The sequence below is a fragment of the Acuticoccus yangtzensis genome (assembly GCF_001927245.1).
Classification (GTDB): Bacteria; Pseudomonadota; Alphaproteobacteria; order Rhizobiales; family Amorphaceae; genus Acuticoccus; species Acuticoccus yangtzensis.
Genome location: NZ_MJUX01000002.1, coordinates 534,019 through 553,873, shown reverse-complemented (window position 1 = coordinate 553,873; position 19,855 = coordinate 534,019). Strand labels below are relative to the sequence as shown.

The following is a 19,855-nucleotide window of genomic DNA, read 5'->3' as shown; positions in this document are numbered from 1 at the left end:
CGAAAGAGGCGTCGGAGAACCGGCCGCTCCGCGTGGGAGCGGCCGGGCCGAGTTCTTACTGTTCCATCCACATGTCGGCGAAGTTGTTGTAGATGCCGAGCGGACCCGTCACCACGTCATGCAACTTCGTATTGTAGACGGTGACGAACTCCATTTCGTGCATGAAGATCACCGGGGCGGCCTCGGTCACGACCTGCTGGAACTCCTTGTAGAGTTCGGCGCGGGCGGCCGGGTCGTTCTCGGTCTTCGCCTTGTCCATCAGCGCATCCATCTCCGGGGTCGACCACAGCATACCGTTCACGAACACGGTGCCCTGGCGGATCTGGTCGGAGTGGAACTGGCGATGCACGCCGATCACCGGATCGGGCAGGCCGAACAGCCAGTTGGACGACATCTCGTAGTCGTAGTCGGTGTAGACGCGCTTCAGCCAGGTGGCGACGTCCTCGTAGCGCAGGTCGACCGCGATGCCGACTTCGCCCAGCGCCTGCTTCACGTATTCACCGAAACGGCGCCACTCTTCGCCGTAGGGCGTCATGTCGTGGACCATCGAGAAGCGGATGCCGTTGTCGCCGCGCGGATAGCCCGCCTCGTCGAGCAGGGCGTTGGCCTTCTCGATGCGGTCGTCGACCGTGTAGTCGATCACGCCGTCGGTGGTGTAGAGGCCGGTCGGCTCGAACAGCGAGGAGATCGGGCCGGTGGCAACTTTGCCGAAGCCGAACCAGATGTTCTCGACGACGAAGTCACGGTCCACCGCATAGGCGATGGCCTGGCGCACCTTCTCGTTGTCGTAAGGCGCCTTCGAGGTGTTGAACTGGAGCTGCATCATCGGCGCGAAGTAGCCGTAGCCCTCGGTTGTCGCCTCCAGATAGGGAAGCTCCTCCAGCGCCGGCACGTCGATGTTCGGGATCGCCCCGAAGCCGCCGAGCAGCACTTCCTCGGACTCCATGGCCGCGGTGCGGGTGGCCGCATCGGCGATGAAGCGAACGACGACGCGGTCGAGGTACGGCTTGCCGTCCTGCCAATAGTCCTCGTTCTTGTCCATGCGGACATATTGGCCCTTCTGCCATTCGACGAACTTGAAGGGGCCGGTGCCGATCGGCGCGTTGGCCGTCTCGTTGCCGCGGATGTCCGTGCCGTCGAAGATGTGCTTGGCGACGATCGGGCTCTCGTAGCCGTTGAGGGCGACGAGGAGGTAGGGCGCGGGCTCGGACAGGTTGAGCACTGCGGTCAGATCGTCGGGGGTGTCGACCGACTCGATGACCTGGAGCAGCGACCCGCCGCGCGGGTGGACTTCGCGCAGAACGTCCATGATGCCGAACTGGACGTCGGCGGAGGTGAAGGGCTCACCGTCGTGCCACGTCACACCTTCCTGGAGGGAGAAGGTGTAGGTGAGGCCGTCGTCGGAGATCTCCCACGACTTGGCGAGGCTCGGCAGGATCTCGAAATCCGGGCCGATGTTGACGAGCCCTTCGTAGACCTTGCTGGCCACCTGGCCGATCGGGCCCGAGGTCGAAATATAGGGTGCGAGGTTCGGCGGCTCGGGCTGCGTCACCATCACCAAGGTGCCGCCACTCTCCTGGGCGGAGGCTGGCAGCGCCACCAAGCTGGCGGCAATGCCGGCAGCGGCCAGCATAGTCTTCAAAGACGACATAGGCTCCCCATTGTCTATAAATCGAATGCCATCGCGATGCCGCCCAATGGTGGTGAGACATCAGCGCCGGATCACCCGATTCTTATCCGCTTTCTTTTTCAGCACCATTGGCTAAAACGGGTGCGCCTGCACAAATTTTATCAGATTCGCTAGGCAACTCGTTCAAACATTGAACATCCCGGCTGCTGATCTGTCACGGACGCCCGCTGCGCCGGGCGCCGGATGCGCCGCCATTACGGGATAGGCGCGGCCCTAAGCGTCTGACGCGGCACCTAAATCCAAGGGCTGCACCGCCGCTTGCACCGCCGCGAAGAACGCTCCGCACGCGCGTGTGACGGCCGGGGGACGCCCGCGCGCCACCGTCGCGGCCCACAAGAGCGCCACCGCAGGGGTGGAGAAGCCGCGGAGGTCTCCCGCACGGTTCGGAGATCATAGGTCTGCAAATGAAAATCGCACCGAAACTTATCGGCGGCGGTCTCTTCGACAGTCGATGCTTTTTCGGCGGTGCGACGAATTTTTCGCGGGGTCACGAATACGCGGCCCGATTCCTGCTCTCCTTCTCGGCAGCCAGCCTCTGGTGTGGCAGCATAGCGGCATCACCCATGCCTCTGCTGCGTCCAAGGCGGTGACAAAGTGGCATGCCAAATGCACTCTGCCCTACGATCCGCCTTCGGGCCGACGACGAATTTTTGAGGAGAGCACGATGAAACTGAGCGGAACCTTCGCGTTCGCCGCAGCCTTGGGGGCGGCGGCCCTCACGGTGGCCGTCCCCGCCAGCGCGGAGACGACGTGGCTGATGGCCTCCGGCTACCCGGAAGAAAACTTCCACACCAAGAACATCCGCATGTTCATCGACGAGGTGGCCGAAGCGTCCGGCGGTGAACTCACGATCGACCTGCAGCCCAACGACTCGCTGATCAAGCTCGACTCGATCAAGCGCGCCGTGCAGTCCGGCCAGATCCCGATCGGCGAGATCCGCCTCGGCGTCTACGGCAACGAAGACCCGATGTATATTCTGGCCGGCGTGCCCTTCATCGCCTCCACCTACGAGGCGGCGTGGGAGCTGAAGGACGCCCAGAAGCCCTATTTCGACAAGATCTTCGACGAAGCCGGCATGAAGGTGCTGTTCTACAGCCCGTGGCCGGGTCAGGGCTTCTACACCAAGTTCCCGGTCGAAAGCCCGGCCGACTTCGAGGGCGTGAAGATCCGCATCTACTCGACCTCCACGCAGGAGATGGCCGAGCGCCTCGGCTTCCAGGCCACCATCCTGCCGTTCGCCGAAGTGCCGCAGGCCTTCTCGACCGGGCTGATCGAAGCGCTCTTCACCTCGCCCCAGACCGGCATCGACGTGCAGGCTTGGGACAACACCAGCAACTACATGGACGTCGGCGCGCTCTACTCCAAGAACGCCGTCATCGTCTCCAAGGCCGCCTTCGAGGCGCTGCCCGCCGAGGTGCAGGAGGCCGTTCTCGCCGCCGCCGAAACCGCCGAGAAGCGCGGCTGGGAAATGTCCGAGGCCGTCCACGAAGAGCAGAAGGGCATCCTCGCCGAGAACGGCATGACCGTCACCGACGCGCCCGAGTCGATCGTCACCAAGATGACCGAAGTCGGCGGTGAGATGCTCAAAGCGTGGAAGGAAACCGCCTCCGAGGACGCCCTCGCGGCCGTGACCCCCTACTTCCAGGCGAAGGGCCTCGAATAAACCATGACGAGCGGCCGGATCGGACCAGTGCGCAAGGCGCTTGACGGGGTCTACCTCGCAAGCGGCGTCCTCGCCGGGCTTTTTCTGATGGGTATCGCCATCAGCATCATCGCCCAGATCATTGGCCGCTTCGTCGGCGTGACCATCGACGGAACGGAGGCGGCGGGCTTTTGCATGGCCGCCTCCACCTTCCTCGGTCTCGCCTACACGCTGAAGAGCGGCACCCATGTGCGCGTCAATCTCGCCATCCGCGGGCTGCCGCCGACATTGAAGCTCGCGGTCGAGGTGATGTGCTGCGCCGTGGGCATCGCCGCCGCCGCCTACTTCACCTACTTCTCGGTGAAGCTCGCGATCCAATCCTACGACTTCGGCGACATCTCGCCCGGCCTCGTGAAGATGCCCTTCTGGATCCCCCAGACCGGCATGGCGATCGGCGGCGCGCTTCTCGTGCTCGCCCTCGTCGACGAGCTGATCCTCGTCCTCAAAGGCGAAACCCCCGGCTACCAGGCCGAAGAGGGCGTCCTCTCCGACCACCCGGTCGACATGTCCAACGACGGCGGCGTGCCCGCCCAGGCGGAGCGTTCCATCTGATGGCTGCCGGCGCACTTGCGACCGTTCTCTTCACGGTCATGATCATTCTCCTGGCGGGCGGCGTGTGGATCGCCGTCTCGCTCGGCATCGTCGGCTGGGTGGCGCTCGAATTCTTCACCCCCGCCCCGGCCGGCTCGCTGCTCGCCTCCACCGTCTGGGACTCCTCGTGGAACTGGGCGCTCACCGCGCTGCCCCTGTTCATCTGGATGGGCGAGATCCTCTTCCGCACGCGGCTCAGCCAGGACATGTTCATGGGCCTGTCCGCCTGGCTCTCGTGGCTTCCGGGCCGCCTCGTCCACGTCAACATCGTCGGCTGCGGCATCATGGCGGCGGTGGCGGGCTCGTCGGCGGTCACCTGCGCCACGATCGGCCGCATCTCGCTGCCGGAGCTGAAGAAGCGCGGCTACGACGAGCGGATGATCATCGGCACACTGGCGGGATCCGGCACGCTGGGCCTTCTCATTCCGCCGTCGATCATGCTCATCGTCTACGGCATCATCTCGCAGCAGTCGATTTCGCGGCTCTTCATGGCGGGCATCATTCCGGGCCTCATGATCGTCGGCCTGTTCATGGCCTACGTGATGATCTGGTCCTTCATCCGCCCCGAGCTGACGCCCGCCGACACCGACAAGCTCTCGTTCAAGCAGAAGCTCTGGCGCTCGCGCTTCCTCATTCCGGTGATGCTGCTCATCCTGGCGGTGCTCGGCTCGATCTATGGCGGGTTCGCGACGCCGACCGAGGCGGCCACCATCGGCGTCATCGGTGCGCTGGTGCTCGCCGCCGTGTCGCGCAGCCTCACGCCGGCCACCTTCATGGAGACGCTGCTCGGCGCCGTGCGCACCTCGTGCATGATCGCCTTCATCCTCGTCACCGCCGCCTTCCTGTCGATGGCGATGGGCTTCACCGGCGTGCCGCGTCACCTCGCAGCCTGGGTCAACAGCCTCGAGCTGTCGCCCTACATGCTGCTCTTCGTGCTCGGCATCTTCTACATCCTCCTCGGCTGCTTCCTGGACGGCGTGTCCATGCTGGTTCTCACCGCCACGGTGGTGCTGCCGATGGTGCAGGCGGCCGGGATCGACCTTCTGTGGTTCGGCATCTTCTGCGTGATCGTCGTCGAGATGGCGCAGATCACCCCGCCGGTGGGGTTCAACCTGTTCGTGCTCCAAGGCATGAGTGGACGGGACATCTTGCAGGTCACCCGCGCGGCGATGCCGTTCTTCTTCCTGATGATGCTGGGGCTGGTCATCATCACGATCTTCCCGCAGATCGTCACCTTCCTGCCGCAGATGATGCTCCGCTAGGACAGCCGTGCGCCTTCTCTTCCTGAATCCCAACACCTCGGTCAGCCTCACCGAGCGCATGGCCGACGCGGCGCGCCCTGTCCTGGCGCCCGGCACGGAGCTGGTCCTCGCCACGGCGGACCGCGGCTTCCCCTACATCTCCTCGCGGGCCGAGGCGGACATCTCCGCCTCCATCGTGCTGGAGATGATCGCCGCCCACGAAGGCCGGGTGGACGCGGTGATCGTCGCCGCGTTCGGCGATCCCGGTCTGCTCGCCGCGCGCGAACTGTTCGACATTCCGGTCGTCGGCGTCGCCGAGGCGTCGATCCTCACCGCCTGCGCGGTGGGTGACCGCTTCGGCATCGTCACCTTCTCGCCGGTGATGTCCACCTGGTACCTCGACACCGTCACCCGCGCCGGGCTGACGGGCCGCTTCACCGGCGTGCGCGTGCCGGACGAGCCGATGCAGGGCGGCATCGACGAGGTGCAGGACACGCTGGGCACCCGCCTCGTCGACCTGGTCGAGCACGCGGTGGAGCGCGACAGGGCGGACGCCGTGATCATTGGCGGCGCCCCGCTGGCCGGGTTCGCCGCCAAGGTGCGCGACCGCGCGTCGGTGCCGATGATCGACCCCGTCGTCGCCGCCACCCTCTACGCCGAAATGCTGGTGCGCATGGACCTGACCGTCCCCCGCCGCGGCGCCTATGCGCGACCGCCGGGCAAACCGTCGATCGGCCTTCCCGCCGCTCTGGCCGCGCGCATCGGCGGATGAGACAAAGGCCGGTCCCCGAGACCGGCCTTTCTGCTTCGTGGGGCGGGTAGCGTCAGCGGACCGCCGCCGCCCGGCCCCGCCCATTCTCGTCGTCATTGGCGTGGCGAAGGCTGGAGAGGAACCCGTCCACCGCGCCGCGCACCCCGGTCGACCGCCCGCGCAGCGACGATGAGGCCGAATAGAGCACCTCGATCGCCTCGCCCGTCTCCTCCGCGTTGGTCCGCAGCTGGCTCATATTCTTGCCGATCAGCTTCGAGGATTCCGATGCGTTGGCGATGCTGCGCGCGATCTCCTGGATCGCCTCCACCTGCTGATCCAGCGCGCTCGCCATCGCGTCCGTGTTCGTCGACACCTGGCTGATGATGTCGACGATGCCGCGGATGGCGCCGACGCTGTGGTCCGTCTCGGCCTGGATCGCGCGGATCTGCGCCTCGATCTCCGCCGTCGCCTTGCCGGTCTGCTCGGCGAGGCCCTTCACCTCCTGGGCGACGATGGTGAAGCCCTTGCCCGCCTCCCCGGCGCGCGCCGCCTCGATGGTCGCATTCAGCGCCAACAGGTTGGTCTGCTCGGCGATGGAGTTGATGAGCTGCGTCACCTCGCCGATGGACCGGCTCTTCTCGACCAGGGCGTTGACCGAGCTGGTCGCACCCTCCGCCGCGGTGACCGCCTTGCGCGTCGTCTGCGCGGTGCCTTCGACCTGGCGGCTGATCTCCTGCGCACTGGAGCTGAGCTCTTCGGCCGCCGTCGCCACGGTCTGCACGCTGGTCTGCCCCTCCTCGCACGCAGAGAAGGTCTCGTTGGCCATGGTGCGCATCCGCTCCGACAGCTCGCGCAGAGTCTCGGCCCGGTTCACCATGGAGCCGACCTCCGAATCCATACCGCCGACTTCCGTGGAGACTTTGGCGTCGAGCTGGTCGGCCATCCGCCGCATGGCCTCGGCCCGTTCGCGCTGACGCTCGTGATCCTCCCGCTCGCGCGCTTTCTGAAGCTCCATCCGCTCGATCACGCCGTCCCGCAGCCCGCTCACCGCCCGCGCGATCTTCCCGATGGCATCGGCGCGATGCTGGAAAGGCGCCTCTTCGACGATCTCGTTCCGCGCGATACGTTCGACCAGCGCCGCCATCGCCGAGGCGGGACGGGAGATGTCCCGCGCCACCAACCAGCACGCGATGGCGACGATCAGCATGGCGACGCCCGTGATCGCGGTCGCCATCCACTTCAACTGTGCGAACTTGGCATCGACGCGGACCGTATAGACGCCGGTGCCGACGAAATAGCCCCACGGCTCGATCGGGTAGGCGAACGACAGCTTGTATTCCGGCGTCTTCGATCCTGCGGGCTCCCACCAATAGTCGGCGCGGCCGCCACCCGCCCGCGCCGCTTCGGCGAGGCGCTGCACCACCTTGTTGCCGTTCGGGTCCGTCAGCCCCCACAGATTGCGGCCGTCCAATTCCGGCTTGGCCGGATGGACGATGGTGTTGCCCTCCATATCGAAGACGAAGAGATATTCCTTGTGGTCGTCGTACCACATCGCCTTGATCGCGGCGCGGAACTGCGTCTTCGCCTGCTCCTCGGTCATGATGCCCTCGTCCGCCTCTCTGGCGAGTTCGAGGGCCATGTTGCGCGCCACCTCAGCCACCGCCCGCGCTTTGTCCGCCTCGAGCTCGATGGCATAGGTGTGCGCCTGCGGAATGATGGCGAGCGCGAGACCTGCGAGCGACAGGACGCTGATCCCCGTCAGCAGCCAGAGCTTCGCCGCGATCGAGAGACGGTTGAGGAACATCGTTTGATCCAGATCTGATGGTCAGTTTTCGGCGTTCGGGTAAGGTCAACCACCATGGTGGGGCGAGGCTTGCGCCACCCCATGCGAAGGGCAACAACGGCAGACGTTCCGGCGACCCGGCGATGATGGATCTCGCAAACGGGCGACCGACCGAAGAGGAGACGAGACACCCGATGGATGAACGCGGCCTTCACCAGCGCGACGCCAATTTCCGCGCTCTCACGCCTCTCAACTTCCTCGCGCGGACGGCGGCCGTCTATCCGAACAAGACCGCGATCGTGCACGGCGACCTGGTGCAGACCTGGGCCGAGACCGACGTGCGCGCCCGCCGCCTCGCCGCCGGCCTGCGCGACAAGGGCATCAAGCCGGGCGACGTCGTCGCGATCCTCGCCCCCAACACGCCCGCCTTCGTGGAGGCGAGCTTCGCGGTGCCGATCGCCGGCGCGGTCATCCTGACGCTGAACACCCGGCTCGATGCCGGAACGCTGCGCTACTGCCTGGAACACTCCGAGGCGAAGATGGTGCTGGTCGATTCAGAACTCGCCGCGCGTCTGGGCGAGGCGGTCGAGGAGATGTCCGCCCCGCCGGTCATCGTGCGGATCGAGGACCCGCTGGCGAAACCCACCGAAGGCCCGTTCGAGTACACTTACGACGAGGTCTTCGCCGACACGCCGATGACCTACGTGCCGCCCGCCGACGAGTGGGCCTCGTTCACGCTGTCCTACACCTCGGGCACCACGGGCAAGCCGAAGGGCGTCGTCTACTCCCACCGCGGCGTCGCCATGGGCGCGATCTCCAACGCGCTGGACTGGGCGATGCCGCATTTCCCGGTCTACCTGTGGACCCTGCCGATGTTCCACTGCCACGGCTGGTGCTTCCCCTTCACCATCGCCATGAAGGCCGGCGTCAACGTCTGCTGCCGCCAGGTGTCCGCCGACTTCATCGTCGACATGTTCGAGAAGCACGGCGTCACCCATTTCTGCGGCGCGCCGATCATCATGCAGATGGTGGTGGAGGGCTGCACCAAGCGCGGCTTCACCTCGCCCCATCCGGTGAAGATGATGACCGCCGCCGCGCCGCCCCCTGCCGTCGTCATCCAGCGCATGGAGGAGGTCGGCATCGAGGTGACGCACGTCTATGGTCTCACCGAAGTCTATGGCCCGTGCGTCGTCTCGGCTTGGGACCCTGATTGGGATGCCAAGCCGGTGGAGGAGCGGGCCCGCCTCAAAGCGCGCCAGGGCGTGAACTACACGCTGCAGGACGGCATCTCGGTGCGCGACCCGGAAACGATGCAGGAGGTCCCCGCCAACGGCGAGGCTGTCGGCGAGATCATGATGTACGGGAACATCGTGATGAAGGGCTACCTGAAGGACGAGGACGCGACGGAGAAGGCTTTCGCCGGCGGCATGTTCCACTCAGGTGATCTCGCCGTGCGCCATCCCGACGGCTACGTCGAGATCAAGGACCGCGCCAAGGACATCATCATCTCGGGCGGCGAGAACATTTCGTCGATCGAGGTGGAGGACGCGCTCTACACCCACCCGGCCGTCGCCTCGGCCGCCGTCGTCGCCATGCCGAACGAGAAGTGGGGCGAGACGCCGTGCGCCTTCGTCGAGCTGGTGGACGGGCAGACGGTGACGGAGGAGGAGCTCATCGCCTGGGTGCGCGAGCGCATCGCCCACTACAAGGCGCCGCGCACGGTGGTGTTCGAGCCGATGCCGAAGACGTCGACCGGCAAGATCCAGAAGTTCGCCCTGCGCCAGCGCGCGAAGGAAATCGCCAACGGCTGACGATGTGCGGCGCCTCCCGCGAGCGGGCGGCGCCGCCTCGCATCAGAGCTTGGTGAGCGTGGAGATGATGATTTTCTCCTTCGTCTCCGTGCAATAGTCGGCCTTCTCTACGGTGCCGGTGACCCGCACCTTCGCCTCGTAGTCGGTCGAATCCACGTTTCCTTCGACGCCGTAGATCTTGCCGTCGGTCGTGTGGATCAGGGCGCACTCCTGCCCGGCTTCGAGGCGCCCTTCCAGCGTCACCTCCTGAGCCGCCGCAGCGGTCAGAGAGAACAAAACCGCAGCGCCTGCGGCGAGGACAGTCTTCATCATGGTCGTCTTCCAGGTTCGAGGCGCGTGGACAGCGCATTTAGCCGAAGATTACTTGATTATCGCCGCATCAGCGAGGCCCGGTTTCGCGCGTGCACGCTGCGCGGAACCGCGCACCCGGTCGGCCCGTTGTTCACCCAGATATCATTAGACCGAGACATCTGGGGCTATCATGGACTTTCTGACCTGGGCGATCGTGTTCGCCGTCATCGCCGTCATCGCGGGCTTCTTCGGCTTCTCCGGCGTCGCGGCCGGGGCCGCCAGCATCGCGCGCATTCTCTTCTTCATCTTCGTCGTCATCGCGGTGATCTTCCTGATCCTGATGGTGCTCGGCGTCGGTGCCATGGCGGCACCCGTCGCCGCCGCCTCGCTGGCCGTCGTCCCGGCGGCCCGCCTGAAGCGCGAACGGTCGTCCGACAGGGCGTAAGCGCGACTTGCCAACGACGTCGGGGGGCGTGGCCATGCGGCCGCGCCCCCTTTCGCTTGCGCGGCGGCGGCTTAAGTTGTTGCCATGCCAAGCGATGCCGCCCTCCCCATCGTCCACAACCCGCGCTACCAGGCCGTCTTTCCGCCGGGGCACCGCTTCCCGATGGGGAAGTTCGGCGCCATCGCGCGGGTGCTGACCGATCTGGGCTTCGGCCCCTTCCACCAGCCCGCCCCGGCCCCGGCCGAGTGGATCGCGCTTGCCCACGACCGCGCCTATGTCGATCAGGTGCTGTCCGCCGACGTGCCCGCCAAGGTCGCACGCGAGATCGGCTTTCCCATGACCGACAGCGTCGCCCTGCGCGCCCGCACAGCTTCGTCGGGCACCACGCTGACGGCGCGGCTGGCGCTGGAGCACGGCATCGCCTGCAACACGGCCGGCGGCAGCCACCATGCGCGGCGCGAGCAGGGCGCGGGCTTCTGTGTGTTCAACGACGTCGCCGTCGCCATTCGCGTGCTCCAAGCGGACGGCGCGATCGGCCGCGCGCTGGTGTTCGACTGCGACGTTCATCAGGGCGACGGCACCGCGTTCATCTTCGCCGACGACCCCACCGTCGCCACCGTCTCCCTGCATGGCGAGAAGAACTACCCGGCGCGCAAGGCGGTCTCCACGCTCGACGTGCCATTGCCGGACGGTATGGAGGACGAGGCCTACCTCGCCGCGCTGGACGGCGCACTCGAGGCCGCCGCCGCGATGCCCGCCGACATCGTCTTCTACAACGCCGGGGTGGACCCTCACCGCGACGACCGCCTCGGCCGCCTCGCCCTCACCGACGCGGGGCTCGCCGCGCGCGACCGGCGCGTGATCGACACCTTCACCCGGCGCGGCATCCCCGTCGCGGGCGTCCTCGGCGGCGGCTACATGGACGACGTGGAGGCGTTGGCGCGGCGCCACGCGATCTTGCACCTGACCGCCCGCGATGCGCTGGCCCGCATGAGCTGACGGCAAGATCGGATCAAAAGACCTAGTGCGGCCACGCGGGAGGGGATAAAGACGGCGGGAGCGAACCGGGGGACGCCATGGACTTCAGCCTTGCCCAGCCACCCAAAGAGCCGCTGCGGCACGTCCTTTCATCCAGCCAATTCGACCGGGCCTTCCTGGACTATCTCTGCCAACTGACGAATACCGTCCGCCGCTTCGACAAGAGCCGCGAAGGCCTCGCCTATCTCGGCTCGCTGCTGTCGCACAAGCGAGCGATGCTCTACTTCACCCAGCCGTCGACGCGCACCTTCCTGTCCTTCCACTCGGCGTGCCACATCCTCGGCATCACCGCGTCGGAGATCCGCGACTCCGCCACCTCGTCCGAACGCAAGGGCGAGAGCGTGGAGGACTCGCTGCGCACCTTCTCGTCCTATGTGGACCTCATCATCATGCGCTCGCCGATCGCCGGCCTGTGCGAGCGCACCGCCCGCCTGCTCGACGCGACGCCGCGCCCGGTGCCGATCGTCAACGCGGGCTCCGGGCCGGACGAGCATCCGACCCAGGCGCTCCTCGACATCTACACCCTCACCCGCTCCCTGCGGATGCGCGGCGGGATCGACGGCAAGACCATCTGCATGGTGGGCGACCTGAGGCGCGGGCGAACCGTGCGCTCGCTGGCCCGGCTTCTGGCGAACTACAAGGACGTGCGGATCATCTTCTCCTCGCCGCCTGCCTTCCGCATCGCCGAGGATCTGCGGGCCGATCTCGCCGCCACCGGCATCGCCTTCGAGGAGACGGACGCCTTCCTCACCGCCATCGCCGAGGCGGACGCGATCTACATGACGCGCATTCAGGACGAGTACGACATCGGCCCCGAGGATGGCGCAAAGGACTACTCCAACTACCACCTGAAGGCCGAGCACCTGGGCGCGCTGAAGAGCGACGCGGTGATCATGCACCCGCTGCCGCGGCGCGACGAGCTGGACCCCGCCATCGACCACGACCCGCGCGCCAAATATTGGCGGCAGGAGCGCAACGGCATGTGGGTCCGTGCCGCGCTGCTGACGATGCTGTTCGGGATCGACGACCGGATTCAGCTTCCCGAGTTGTAACGCGTTTCCGCGTCTGGTCTGGCCGGCTGCTCAGCTTTCGCCGAGCATCCGGCAGACTTCCTCGAGCTGTTCCAGCGACGAATATTTGATCGTCAATTGGCCGCTCTCGTCCTCTTTGTGGTTGAGGCTGACCGCCAGCCCCAGCCGCGTCGAGAGGCGGTTGACGAGGGCCCGCGTGTCCGGATCGTCCCGCTTCTTGCGCTCGGGCTTCGGCGCGTTCGCCTCCTTGTTGAGACGTGCCACCAGCGCCTCGGTCGCGCGCACCGAGAGGCCGTTGCGGATGATCTCGTCCGCGATGGCGTCCGGGTTCGCAGTGCCGATGAGCGCGCGCGCATGCCCCGCCGTCAGCGACCCATCCGCAACGCTGGCGCGGATGGACGGCGGCAGGTTCAAGAGCCGCAGCGTGTTGGCGACATGGCTGCGGCTCTTGCCGATCAGCTTGGCGAGGTCTTCCTGCCGGTGCGCGAACTCGTCGACGAGGCGCTGATAGCCCATCGCCTCTTCGATCGGGTTGAGGTCGCTACGCTGAACGTTCTCGATGATCGCGAGTTCGAGCGCCTCGCCTTCGGTCGCCTCGCGCACGACGACCGGCACCTCGTGCAGCCCGGCCTTCTGGGCCGCGCGCCACCGCCGCTCACCGGCGATGATCATGTAGCGCCCGTCCTCCAGCGGCCGGACCAGAAGCGGCTGCATCACGCCGCGCTCCTTGATGGAATCGGCGAGTTCGTCGAGCGACTCGTCCGAGAAGGTGAAGCGCGGATTCTTGTCGCTCCTCACCAGCCGGTCGATGGCGACGCGGTTCGGGCCGCCCGGCCCTCCCCCGCTGCCGCCCATCGGCACCGTGGCGGCCGGAAGGTTGGTGTCGCCCAGCAGCGCCGAGAGGCCGCGGCCGAGGCGCTTCTTGGAGTCCTGCTCCATCAGGCCGCTCCCATCATACGTTGCTCACGATCCATCAGTTCGGACACCAGGCGCAGATAGGCCTGGCTGCCCGCACACTTGATGTCATAAAGAAGCGCCGGCTTGCCGTAGGACGGCGCTTCGGACAGGCGGACATTGCGCGGGATCGTCGTCGTATAGACGAGATCGCCCATGGTCGAGCGCACGTCCTGCTCCACTTGATTGGACAAGTTGTTCCGCCCGTCCACCATCGTCAGCACGATGCCGTGGATGGCGAGTTGCGGGTTCACGCTCTCGCGCACCTCCGAGATTGTCCGCAGAAGCTGGGAGAGACCCTCCATGGCGAAGAACTCGCACTGCAGCGGCGCCAGCACGGCGTGCGCGGCCGTCAGCGCGTTCACCGTCAGCATGGTGAGCGAGGGCGGGCAGTCGATGACGATGTAGTCCGGCGACTGCTCGGTGCGCGACAGGGTGGCGATGGCGTCCGCCAGCCGGCGCGCGCGGTCGGACTGGGTGGACAGCTCGATGTCGATCGAGAGCAGGTCCATCGTCGCCGGGGCGATGGTGAGGCCGGGGATGCCGGTATCGTGGATGGCGTCCTTCAGCGCGCTCACGCGGGTGAGGACGTCGTAGGTCGTCACGTCACGCTTGTCGGGGTCGATCCCGAGGCCTGTGGATGCGTTGCCCTGGGGGTCGAGGTCGACGAGAAGCGCCGTCTGGCCGGTGGCGGCCAGAGCGGTGGCGAGGTTGATGGCGGTGGTGGTCTTGCCCACACCGCCCTTCTGGTTGGCGACCGCGATCACGCGCGGACGGGCAGGAAGCGTCATGTCACCATCCTCAGATCGGTAACCTTTACGATGGATGAATCGATCGTGAGACTCGGCACGAGGCTCGCGGTGAAATCGTGTGCGGCTTTCGCCGCGGCCAGCTCCGTCTGCGCCTCCCGCCCCTTGGGGAAGAGGCCGATGGTGTGGGCGGCGAAGAAGGGCCGCGCAAGGTCGATCAGCCCGTCCAGCGCCGTCAGCGCCCGCGCGGAGACGACATCGGCGGCGAAGGGGGCGACGTCCTCGATGCGTTTGGGCACGACGGTGACCTTCACCCCAGCCTCCGCGGCGGCCTGGAGCAAGAAGGCGGACTTTTTCTTGTTGGCCTCGACCAGTGTCATCCGGGTTCCTTCGCGGGCGATCGCGACGACGATGCCGGGGAAGCCGCCCCCCGATCCGAGGTCGACCCACACCGGCCCTTGGCCTTCCGCGAGCGGTACGAGCTGGAGGCTGTCGAGAACGTGCCGCTCCCACAGCCTTGCCCGGTCCGACGCGCTGACGAGGTTCGACACACGCCCCCAACGGGTACAAGCGCCGACAAACCTTTCAATCGCGTCAAACGCGGCCGGCGTCACGCGCGAACGTACGTCCTCGCGTGCCTTTTCCTCACTTAGTTCAGGCAACGGCGCGCCTTGCGTGTGCGGCGATGAGCGCGAGCCCCGCCGGGGTCATCCCAGAGATGCGCCGCGCCTCGCCGATGGTGGCCGGGCGCCGGGCGATGAGTTTCTGTCGCAGCTCGTTGGAGAGGCCCGGGATCGGCTGCTCCGCGAGGTCCTGCGGTATCGCCAGCGCGTCGGCGGCGCGGGTTTCGGCTGCCACCGTCATCTGCCGGTCCGTGTAGGTGCGGTAGAGCGCATCGGCTTCGAGACTGTCGCGCACCTCGCGCGGCAGGGTCTCGAGGTCGGGGCAGAACCTGTCCACCACGCGCCAGCCGCCCTCGGGATGCGAAAGCAGCTCGAACCCGTCGCGCCGCCGCCCGTCGCGGTTGATGCCGACGCCCTCCCCTGCCGCCTCGTTCGGTGTGATGGCAAGGCCACGCAGCCGCTCCACCGCCGCCTGCTTCGCCGCCATGGAGGCGGCATGATGCGCCTTGCGCGCGGCACCGATGAGGCCGTGCGTCTCACCCCAAGCGGTGAGCCGCTCACCGGCATTGTCCGCGCGGAGGGACAGGCGGTTCTCGGCGCGGGAGGTGAACATGCGGTAGGGCTCGTCGGCGCCGTTGGTGACGAGATCGTCCACCATCACACCGATGTAACTGACGTCGCGGCTCATGGTGACGGCCTGCGCGCCACCCGCCAACCGCGCCGCGTTGAGGCCAGCGAGAAGCCCCTGCGCGGCGGCCTCCTCGTAGCCCGTGGTCCCGTTGATCTGTCCCGCGAGGAACAGCCCCGGCAGTGCGCGTAGCTCCAGCGTCGGCGCAAGGGCGCGCGCATCGATCGCGTCGTACTCGATGGCGTATCCGGGCTGGACGATTTCGGCGCGGCCACACCCGGCCATGGAGCGGACCATGGCGATCTGCACGTCCTCCGGCAGCGAGGTGGAGATCCCGTTGGGGTAGATGAGATCGCTCGTCAGCCCCTCCGGCTCGAGGAAGACCTGATGCCCCTCCCGGTCGGCAAAACGCACGACCTTGTCCTCGATGGAGGGGCAATAGCGCGGCCCCACCCCCGTGATCCCGCCGCCATACATCGCCGACCGCGTGAGGTTCACGCGAATGACCGCATGCGTTTCGACGTTGGTGCCGGTGACGTGGCAGGGCCGCTGCTCCAGCGCGGGCGCCGTCGTCATGGTGGAGAGGAACACCGGATCCGCATCGCCGGGCTGCTCGGGCAGCGCGTCCCAGTCGATGCTGGAGGCGGCGAGGCGCGGCGGCGTTCCCGTCTTCAGCCGCTTCATCGGTAGCCCGAGGGCGCGCAGGCGGTGCGACAGGTCCGTCGCGGCCGCCTCCCCCATCCGTCCCGCAGTCCACGTCTTCTCGCCCAGGTGGATCACGCCGCCAAGGAAGGTGCCGGTGGTCAGGATCACCGCAGCCGCCGTCAGGGTGCGCCCATCCGCCAGACGCACACCCGTGACGACGCCGCCGTCTACGGTGAGGTCGGCGACCTCGCCTTCGACCACGGTCAGCCCATCGGTGGCTGCAATCTCGGCCTGCATCGCTGCGGCATAGGCCGCACGGTCGATCTGCGCGCGCGGTCCACGCACCGCAGGGCCGCGGCTACGGTTAAGAAGTCGATACTGAATTCCAGCCAAGTCTGAGATCCGGCCGATGATGCCGTCGAGCGCATCCACCTCACGGATCAGATGGCCTTTACCAATCCCACCCATCGCGGGGTTACAAGACAGGCGGCCTATGGCATCCTGGTTCAGCGTCACCAGCGCGGTTTTGGCGCCCGCCCGCGCGGCCGCAGCAGCAGCCTCGCAGCCAGCGTGCCCCGCGCCGACGACGACCACATCGTGTTTCACGTGAAACATTGACCCTACTTACCGATGCAGAAGCGGCCGAACACGTCGTCCAAGACGTCCTCGATGCCGATCTCCCCTGTCATACGCGCCATTTCATAACACGCCAAGCGCAATGCCTCGGCTTGAAGCTCCAACTGCCCCTCCCCTGCCGCATCCGAAAGCCGTGCGATGCAGGCCCCCAGCGCGGAACGCTGACGGGCCCGCGTGACAAGCGCCGCTTCAGCCGGACGCATCGCCTCCGAAACGCGCTCGCGCAGAAGATCGCGCAGCAGGTCGATGGAGGCAGGATCGGTGATCGAGGTGGCGAGCGCACCGGCCGGCCCGCCGAGGTCCGCCTTGTGGTGGACGACGAGATCGGCGGGAACGTCGGTGGCCGCAGTGTCAGGGCTGATCACGGCGATGACGAGGTCGGCCCGCGCGATCCTCTCTCTGGTCCGCGCGATGCCGATCGCCTCGACACCCGTGGCGCCATCGCGAAGCCCGGCGGTGTCTTCGAGCGTCACCTTGTAGCCGCCGAGGTCGATCGTCACCGCCACAACATCGCGCGTGGTGCCCGCCTCCGGCGTGACGATGGCCGCCTCACGCGCTGTCAGCGCGTTGATGAGGCTGGACTTGCCCGCGTTCGGCGAACCGGTCAGGACGATGTGGAAGCCGTCCGTCAGCTTGTCCGCGTCGGAGCTGTCGGAGAGCACGGTGGCGATCTCCCGTGCCAGGGCGTCGCAGCGGCACGCCAGGTCGGTCAGGTCGTCCGGCACGTCGCCCTCGTCAGCGAAGTCGAGACGGGACTCAGCGTCGGCGAGGAGGCCGATCAACCGCGCGCGCCACTCCGCCACCCGCATCGACAGCGCGCCTTCGGACAGTCGCAGCGCCCGCCGCCTCTCCCCTTCCGTCCGCGCTTCGATCAGGTCGGCCAACGCCTCCGCATCGGCCATTCCCATCCGCCCGTTCAGCACGGCCCGCAGCGTGTATTCGCCGGGCTCGGCCATCCGCACGCCGCTCAACGTCACCGCATCGGCCAACACCCGCTCGACGATGGCGGGGCTCCCGTGGCAATGAAATTCGACGATGTCTTCGCCCGTCGACGTCTCGGGGCCGGGAAAGTGGACGCACACCGCGCGGTCCAGAAGGGCGCCGTCCAACGGCGATACCAGCCGGCGCAGGCTAGCGCGGCGCGGCGCGAGCCCGGTCACACCAAAGGATGCGGCCAGCGCCACGGCTTCAGCACCGCTCACACGCACAATTGCGATCGCGCTGGGTGGCCGACCGGACGACAGTGCCACAATTGTTCCGTCTAACTGCATGGGAGTTCTCGATGGCCAATAGACTGGCGCAGGAAGCCAGCCCCTACCTGCTGCAACACGCGGACAATCCCGTCGATTGGTGGCCATGGTCCGCCGAGGCACTCGCCGAAGCCCAGCGGACGGGAAAACCCATCCTTCTGTCGGTCGGTTATGCCGCCTGCCACTGGTGCCATGTGATGGCACACGAGAGCTTCGAAGACGAGGCCACGGCGGCGGTGATGAACGACCGCTACGTCAACATCAAGGTCGACCGGGAAGAACGGCCCGACATCGACCAGATCTATATGGCCGCGCTCCACGCCACGGGCGAACAAGGCGGGTGGCCGCTGACCATGTTCCTGACGCCGGACGGCGAGCCTTTCTTCGGCGGCACCTATTTTCCGAAGGACGCGCGCTTCGGGAGGCCGAAATTCGTGAACGTCCTCTCAGCCGTGGCCGATGCGTTCGCAGCGGGCCAGCCGATCGTGACCGACAACGTCACCGCACTGCGCCAGCGTCTCGCCACCGAGAACGAGCCGGGCGAGTTGCCGGCGGACACGGTCGACAAGGCGGCGCGGCAGCTTCTCAGCATCATGGACCCGGTGAATGGCGGAACGCGCGGCGCTCCCAAATTTCCCAACGCCAGCCTGTTCGAGGTGCTGTGGCGCGCCTTCGCCCGCACCGGCGACGTGGCCTATCGCGACGCCGTTGCGCTCGCCCTCGGCCGCATCGGGATGGGCGGGATATGGGACCATGTCGGCGGCGGCCTCGCCCGCTACTCCGTCGACGGTCAATGGCATGTGCCTCATTTCGAGAAGATGCTCTACGACAATGCGCAGATCCTCACGTTGATGGCGGAGGTGAGTGCAGCGACGGGTTCGGAGCTGCTCGCCACGCGCTGCGACGAAATCGTCACCTGGCTGACGCGGGAGATGAGCGTCGACGGTCTCTTCGCCGCCAGCCTCGACGCGGACTCCGAAGGCGAGGAGGGGCGCTTCTACGTCTGGACCCTCGCCGAGCTTCAGGACGTGCTCGGCGCCCACGCTGCCCGGTTCGCCGCCGCCTACAACGTGACGGAGCACGGCAACTGGGAACGCACGAACGTGCTTCACCGGCTCGACCGGGACGGACTTGCCGAGCCGGAGGAGGAGGCATTTCTATCGGCCTGCCGTGCGCAGCTCCTTGACGCACGTGAGCGACGACCGCGTCCTGCGCGTGACGACAAGGCACTGGCCGACTGGAATGGCCTCACCATCGCCGCACTCGCGCGCGCCGGGGCCGTGCTGGGCCGCGAGGACTGGCTGGATCTCGCCGAGACCACCTACGCCAACGCCAAGGCGACGTTCGGGGAGGGCGGGCGCCTCATTCACGCGGTGAGGGGCAAGGTCCGCCTCGGGCAGGGTTTCGCGCTCGATTATGCGGCGATGATCAAGGCCGCGCTCAGCCTTGTCGCAGCGGGGCGCCCGGGCGATGCGCTGGCCGACGCCATCCTGTGGACCGATACGCTCTCCCGCCACTACGGCGCACCCGGCGGCGGATATTATTGGACCGCCGACGATGCCGACGCGCTGATCATGCGCCCGTCCAGCCCGCTCGACGAGGCCGTCCCGAATGCCAACGGCCTTATGGTTAACAACCTCGCAACGCTGTGGGCCCTGACCGGGGCGGAGCGGTTCGAGCAAGCGGCCCGGGCCACCTTGCGGGTCCACGCCCGCGCGTTGGCCGCCAACGTCTTCGGTTGCGCCAGCATGGTGAACGGGCTCGATCAGCTCGACAGGGCGGCGACGGTGACGACGGCCGATGCCGCGCTCGCCACCGCGGCGATGCGCTCTGGCCATCCAACCGCACTGACGCTGCCGCAGCCGCCCGAGGGCCACCCCGCCAACGCCGCAGCGCTCCCGGCGGGCAGCGCCATCATCTGCCGCCGCGGCGTGTGCTCGCTGCCGTTGACGGGCGCCGACGACCTCACCAGCGCACTGTGGCAGCCGGATTGAGG

The 19,855-nt window shown here is 67.2% G+C and carries 16 protein-coding genes and 1 pseudogene; 9 read left to right on the top strand and 8 right to left on the bottom strand.

Annotation, left to right across the window (positions count from 1 at the left end; genetic code table 11):
- Window positions 1-55 precede the first annotated feature (55 nt).
- Window positions 56-1,651 (bottom strand): ABC transporter substrate-binding protein, encoded by a 1,596-nt coding sequence (locus BIX52_RS08725; protein ID WP_075220632.1) that lies wholly within the window; start codon window positions 1,649-1,651, stop codon window positions 56-58.
- 703 nt (window positions 1,652-2,354) lie between these two features.
- On the opposite strand from BIX52_RS08725, the gene BIX52_RS08720 reads away from it, so the two are divergent.
- From BIX52_RS08720 to BIX52_RS08705, 4 genes are read left to right on the top strand one after another with little or no spacing between them, the layout of a single operon-like run.
- A complete protein-coding gene (locus BIX52_RS08720; protein WP_075220631.1) occupies window positions 2,355-3,353 on the top strand; it encodes a TRAP transporter substrate-binding protein in 999 nt (332 codons plus the stop codon).
- A 27-nt stretch (window positions 3,354-3,380) separates the two neighbouring features.
- Window positions 3,381-3,944 (top strand): TRAP transporter small permease, encoded by a 564-nt coding sequence (locus tag BIX52_RS08715; protein WP_075220630.1) that lies wholly within the window; start codon window positions 3,381-3,383, stop codon window positions 3,942-3,944.
- Window positions 3,944-5,245 (top strand): TRAP transporter large permease, encoded by a 1,302-nt coding sequence (locus BIX52_RS08710; protein ID WP_075220629.1) that lies wholly within the window; start codon window positions 3,944-3,946, stop codon window positions 5,243-5,245. The genes BIX52_RS08715 and BIX52_RS08710 overlap by 1 nt, the downstream gene beginning before the upstream one ends.
- A 7-nt stretch (window positions 5,246-5,252) precedes the next feature.
- Window positions 5,253-5,996: an aspartate/glutamate racemase family protein gene (locus BIX52_RS08705; protein ID WP_075220628.1), complete on the top strand. Its 744-nt coding sequence runs from the start codon at window positions 5,253-5,255 to the stop codon at window positions 5,994-5,996.
- Window positions 5,997-6,048: 52 nt separating this feature from the next.
- On the opposite strand, the gene BIX52_RS08700 is transcribed toward BIX52_RS08705, so the two are convergent.
- Window positions 6,049-7,779, bottom strand: coding sequence for a methyl-accepting chemotaxis protein (locus BIX52_RS08700; RefSeq protein ID WP_075220627.1), 1,731 nt, complete (start codon window positions 7,777-7,779; stop codon window positions 6,049-6,051).
- A 173-nt stretch (window positions 7,780-7,952) separates the two neighbouring features.
- Between BIX52_RS08700 and BIX52_RS08695 the strand changes: the two genes are divergently transcribed.
- Window positions 7,953-9,569, top strand: a complete 1,617-nt coding sequence (locus BIX52_RS08695; RefSeq protein ID WP_075220626.1) for an AMP-binding protein — start codon at window positions 7,953-7,955, stop codon at window positions 9,567-9,569.
- Window positions 9,570-9,611: 42 nt separating this feature from the next.
- On the opposite strand, the gene BIX52_RS08690 is transcribed toward BIX52_RS08695, so the two are convergent.
- Entirely contained in the window at window positions 9,612-9,881 is a 270-nt protein-coding gene (locus BIX52_RS08690) for a hypothetical protein (protein ID WP_075220625.1), read from the bottom strand.
- Between the two features lie 169 nt (window positions 9,882-10,050).
- Between BIX52_RS08690 and BIX52_RS23635 the strand changes: the two are divergent.
- From BIX52_RS23635 to pyrB, 3 genes and pseudogenes are all read left to right on the top strand, one after another.
- Window positions 10,051-10,224: pseudogene (locus tag BIX52_RS23635) on the top strand (DUF1328 domain-containing protein); the annotation flags it as partial.
- Between the two features lie 165 nt (window positions 10,225-10,389).
- On the top strand, window positions 10,390-11,304 hold the full coding sequence (locus tag BIX52_RS08680) for a histone deacetylase family protein (RefSeq protein ID WP_075220624.1): 915 nt from the start codon (window positions 10,390-10,392) through the stop codon (window positions 11,302-11,304).
- 77 nt (window positions 11,305-11,381) lie between these two features.
- The gene (gene pyrB / locus BIX52_RS08675; protein WP_075220623.1) at window positions 11,382-12,395 is read left to right on the top strand and encodes an aspartate carbamoyltransferase; all 1,014 of its coding nucleotides are present in this window, start codon (window positions 11,382-11,384) and stop codon (window positions 12,393-12,395) included.
- 30 nt (window positions 12,396-12,425) lie between these two features.
- Here the strand turns inward: pyrB and BIX52_RS08670 are convergent, their stop codons facing one another.
- Genes BIX52_RS08670 through mnmE form a run of 5 tightly spaced genes read right to left on the bottom strand, consistent with a single transcriptional unit; the run spans window position 12,426 to window position 17,880 of the window.
- On the bottom strand, window positions 12,426-13,313 hold the full coding sequence (locus tag BIX52_RS08670) for a ParB/RepB/Spo0J family partition protein (protein ID WP_075220622.1): 888 nt from the start codon (window positions 13,311-13,313) through the stop codon (window positions 12,426-12,428).
- Window positions 13,313-14,119 carry a ParA family protein gene (locus BIX52_RS08665; protein ID WP_075220621.1) on the bottom strand — a complete coding sequence of 269 codons (807 nt, stop codon included), beginning with the start codon at window positions 14,117-14,119 and terminating at the stop codon, window positions 13,313-13,315. Before BIX52_RS08665 ends, BIX52_RS08670 begins: the two co-directional genes overlap by 1 nt.
- On the bottom strand, window positions 14,116-14,691 hold the full coding sequence (rsmG, locus tag BIX52_RS08660) for a 16S rRNA (guanine(527)-N(7))-methyltransferase RsmG (protein WP_075220620.1): 576 nt from the start codon (window positions 14,689-14,691) through the stop codon (window positions 14,116-14,118). The genes BIX52_RS08665 and rsmG overlap by 4 nt, the downstream gene beginning before the upstream one ends.
- 40 nt (window positions 14,692-14,731) lie before the next feature.
- The gene (gene mnmG, locus BIX52_RS08655) at window positions 14,732-16,588 is read right to left on the bottom strand and encodes a tRNA uridine-5-carboxymethylaminomethyl(34) synthesis enzyme MnmG (protein WP_075220619.1); all 1,857 of its coding nucleotides are present in this window, start codon (window positions 16,586-16,588) and stop codon (window positions 14,732-14,734) included.
- 5 nt (window positions 16,589-16,593) lie between these two features.
- On the bottom strand, window positions 16,594-17,880 hold the full coding sequence (gene mnmE / locus BIX52_RS08650) for a tRNA uridine-5-carboxymethylaminomethyl(34) synthesis GTPase MnmE (protein WP_075220618.1): 1,287 nt from the start codon (window positions 17,878-17,880) through the stop codon (window positions 16,594-16,596).
- Window positions 17,881-17,891: 11 nt separating this feature from the next.
- On the opposite strand from mnmE, the gene BIX52_RS08645 reads away from it, so the two are divergent.
- Window positions 17,892-19,853: a thioredoxin domain-containing protein gene (locus BIX52_RS08645; protein WP_075220617.1), complete on the top strand. Its 1,962-nt coding sequence runs from the start codon at window positions 17,892-17,894 to the stop codon at window positions 19,851-19,853.
- The last annotated feature ends 2 nt before the right edge of the window (window positions 19,854-19,855 follow it).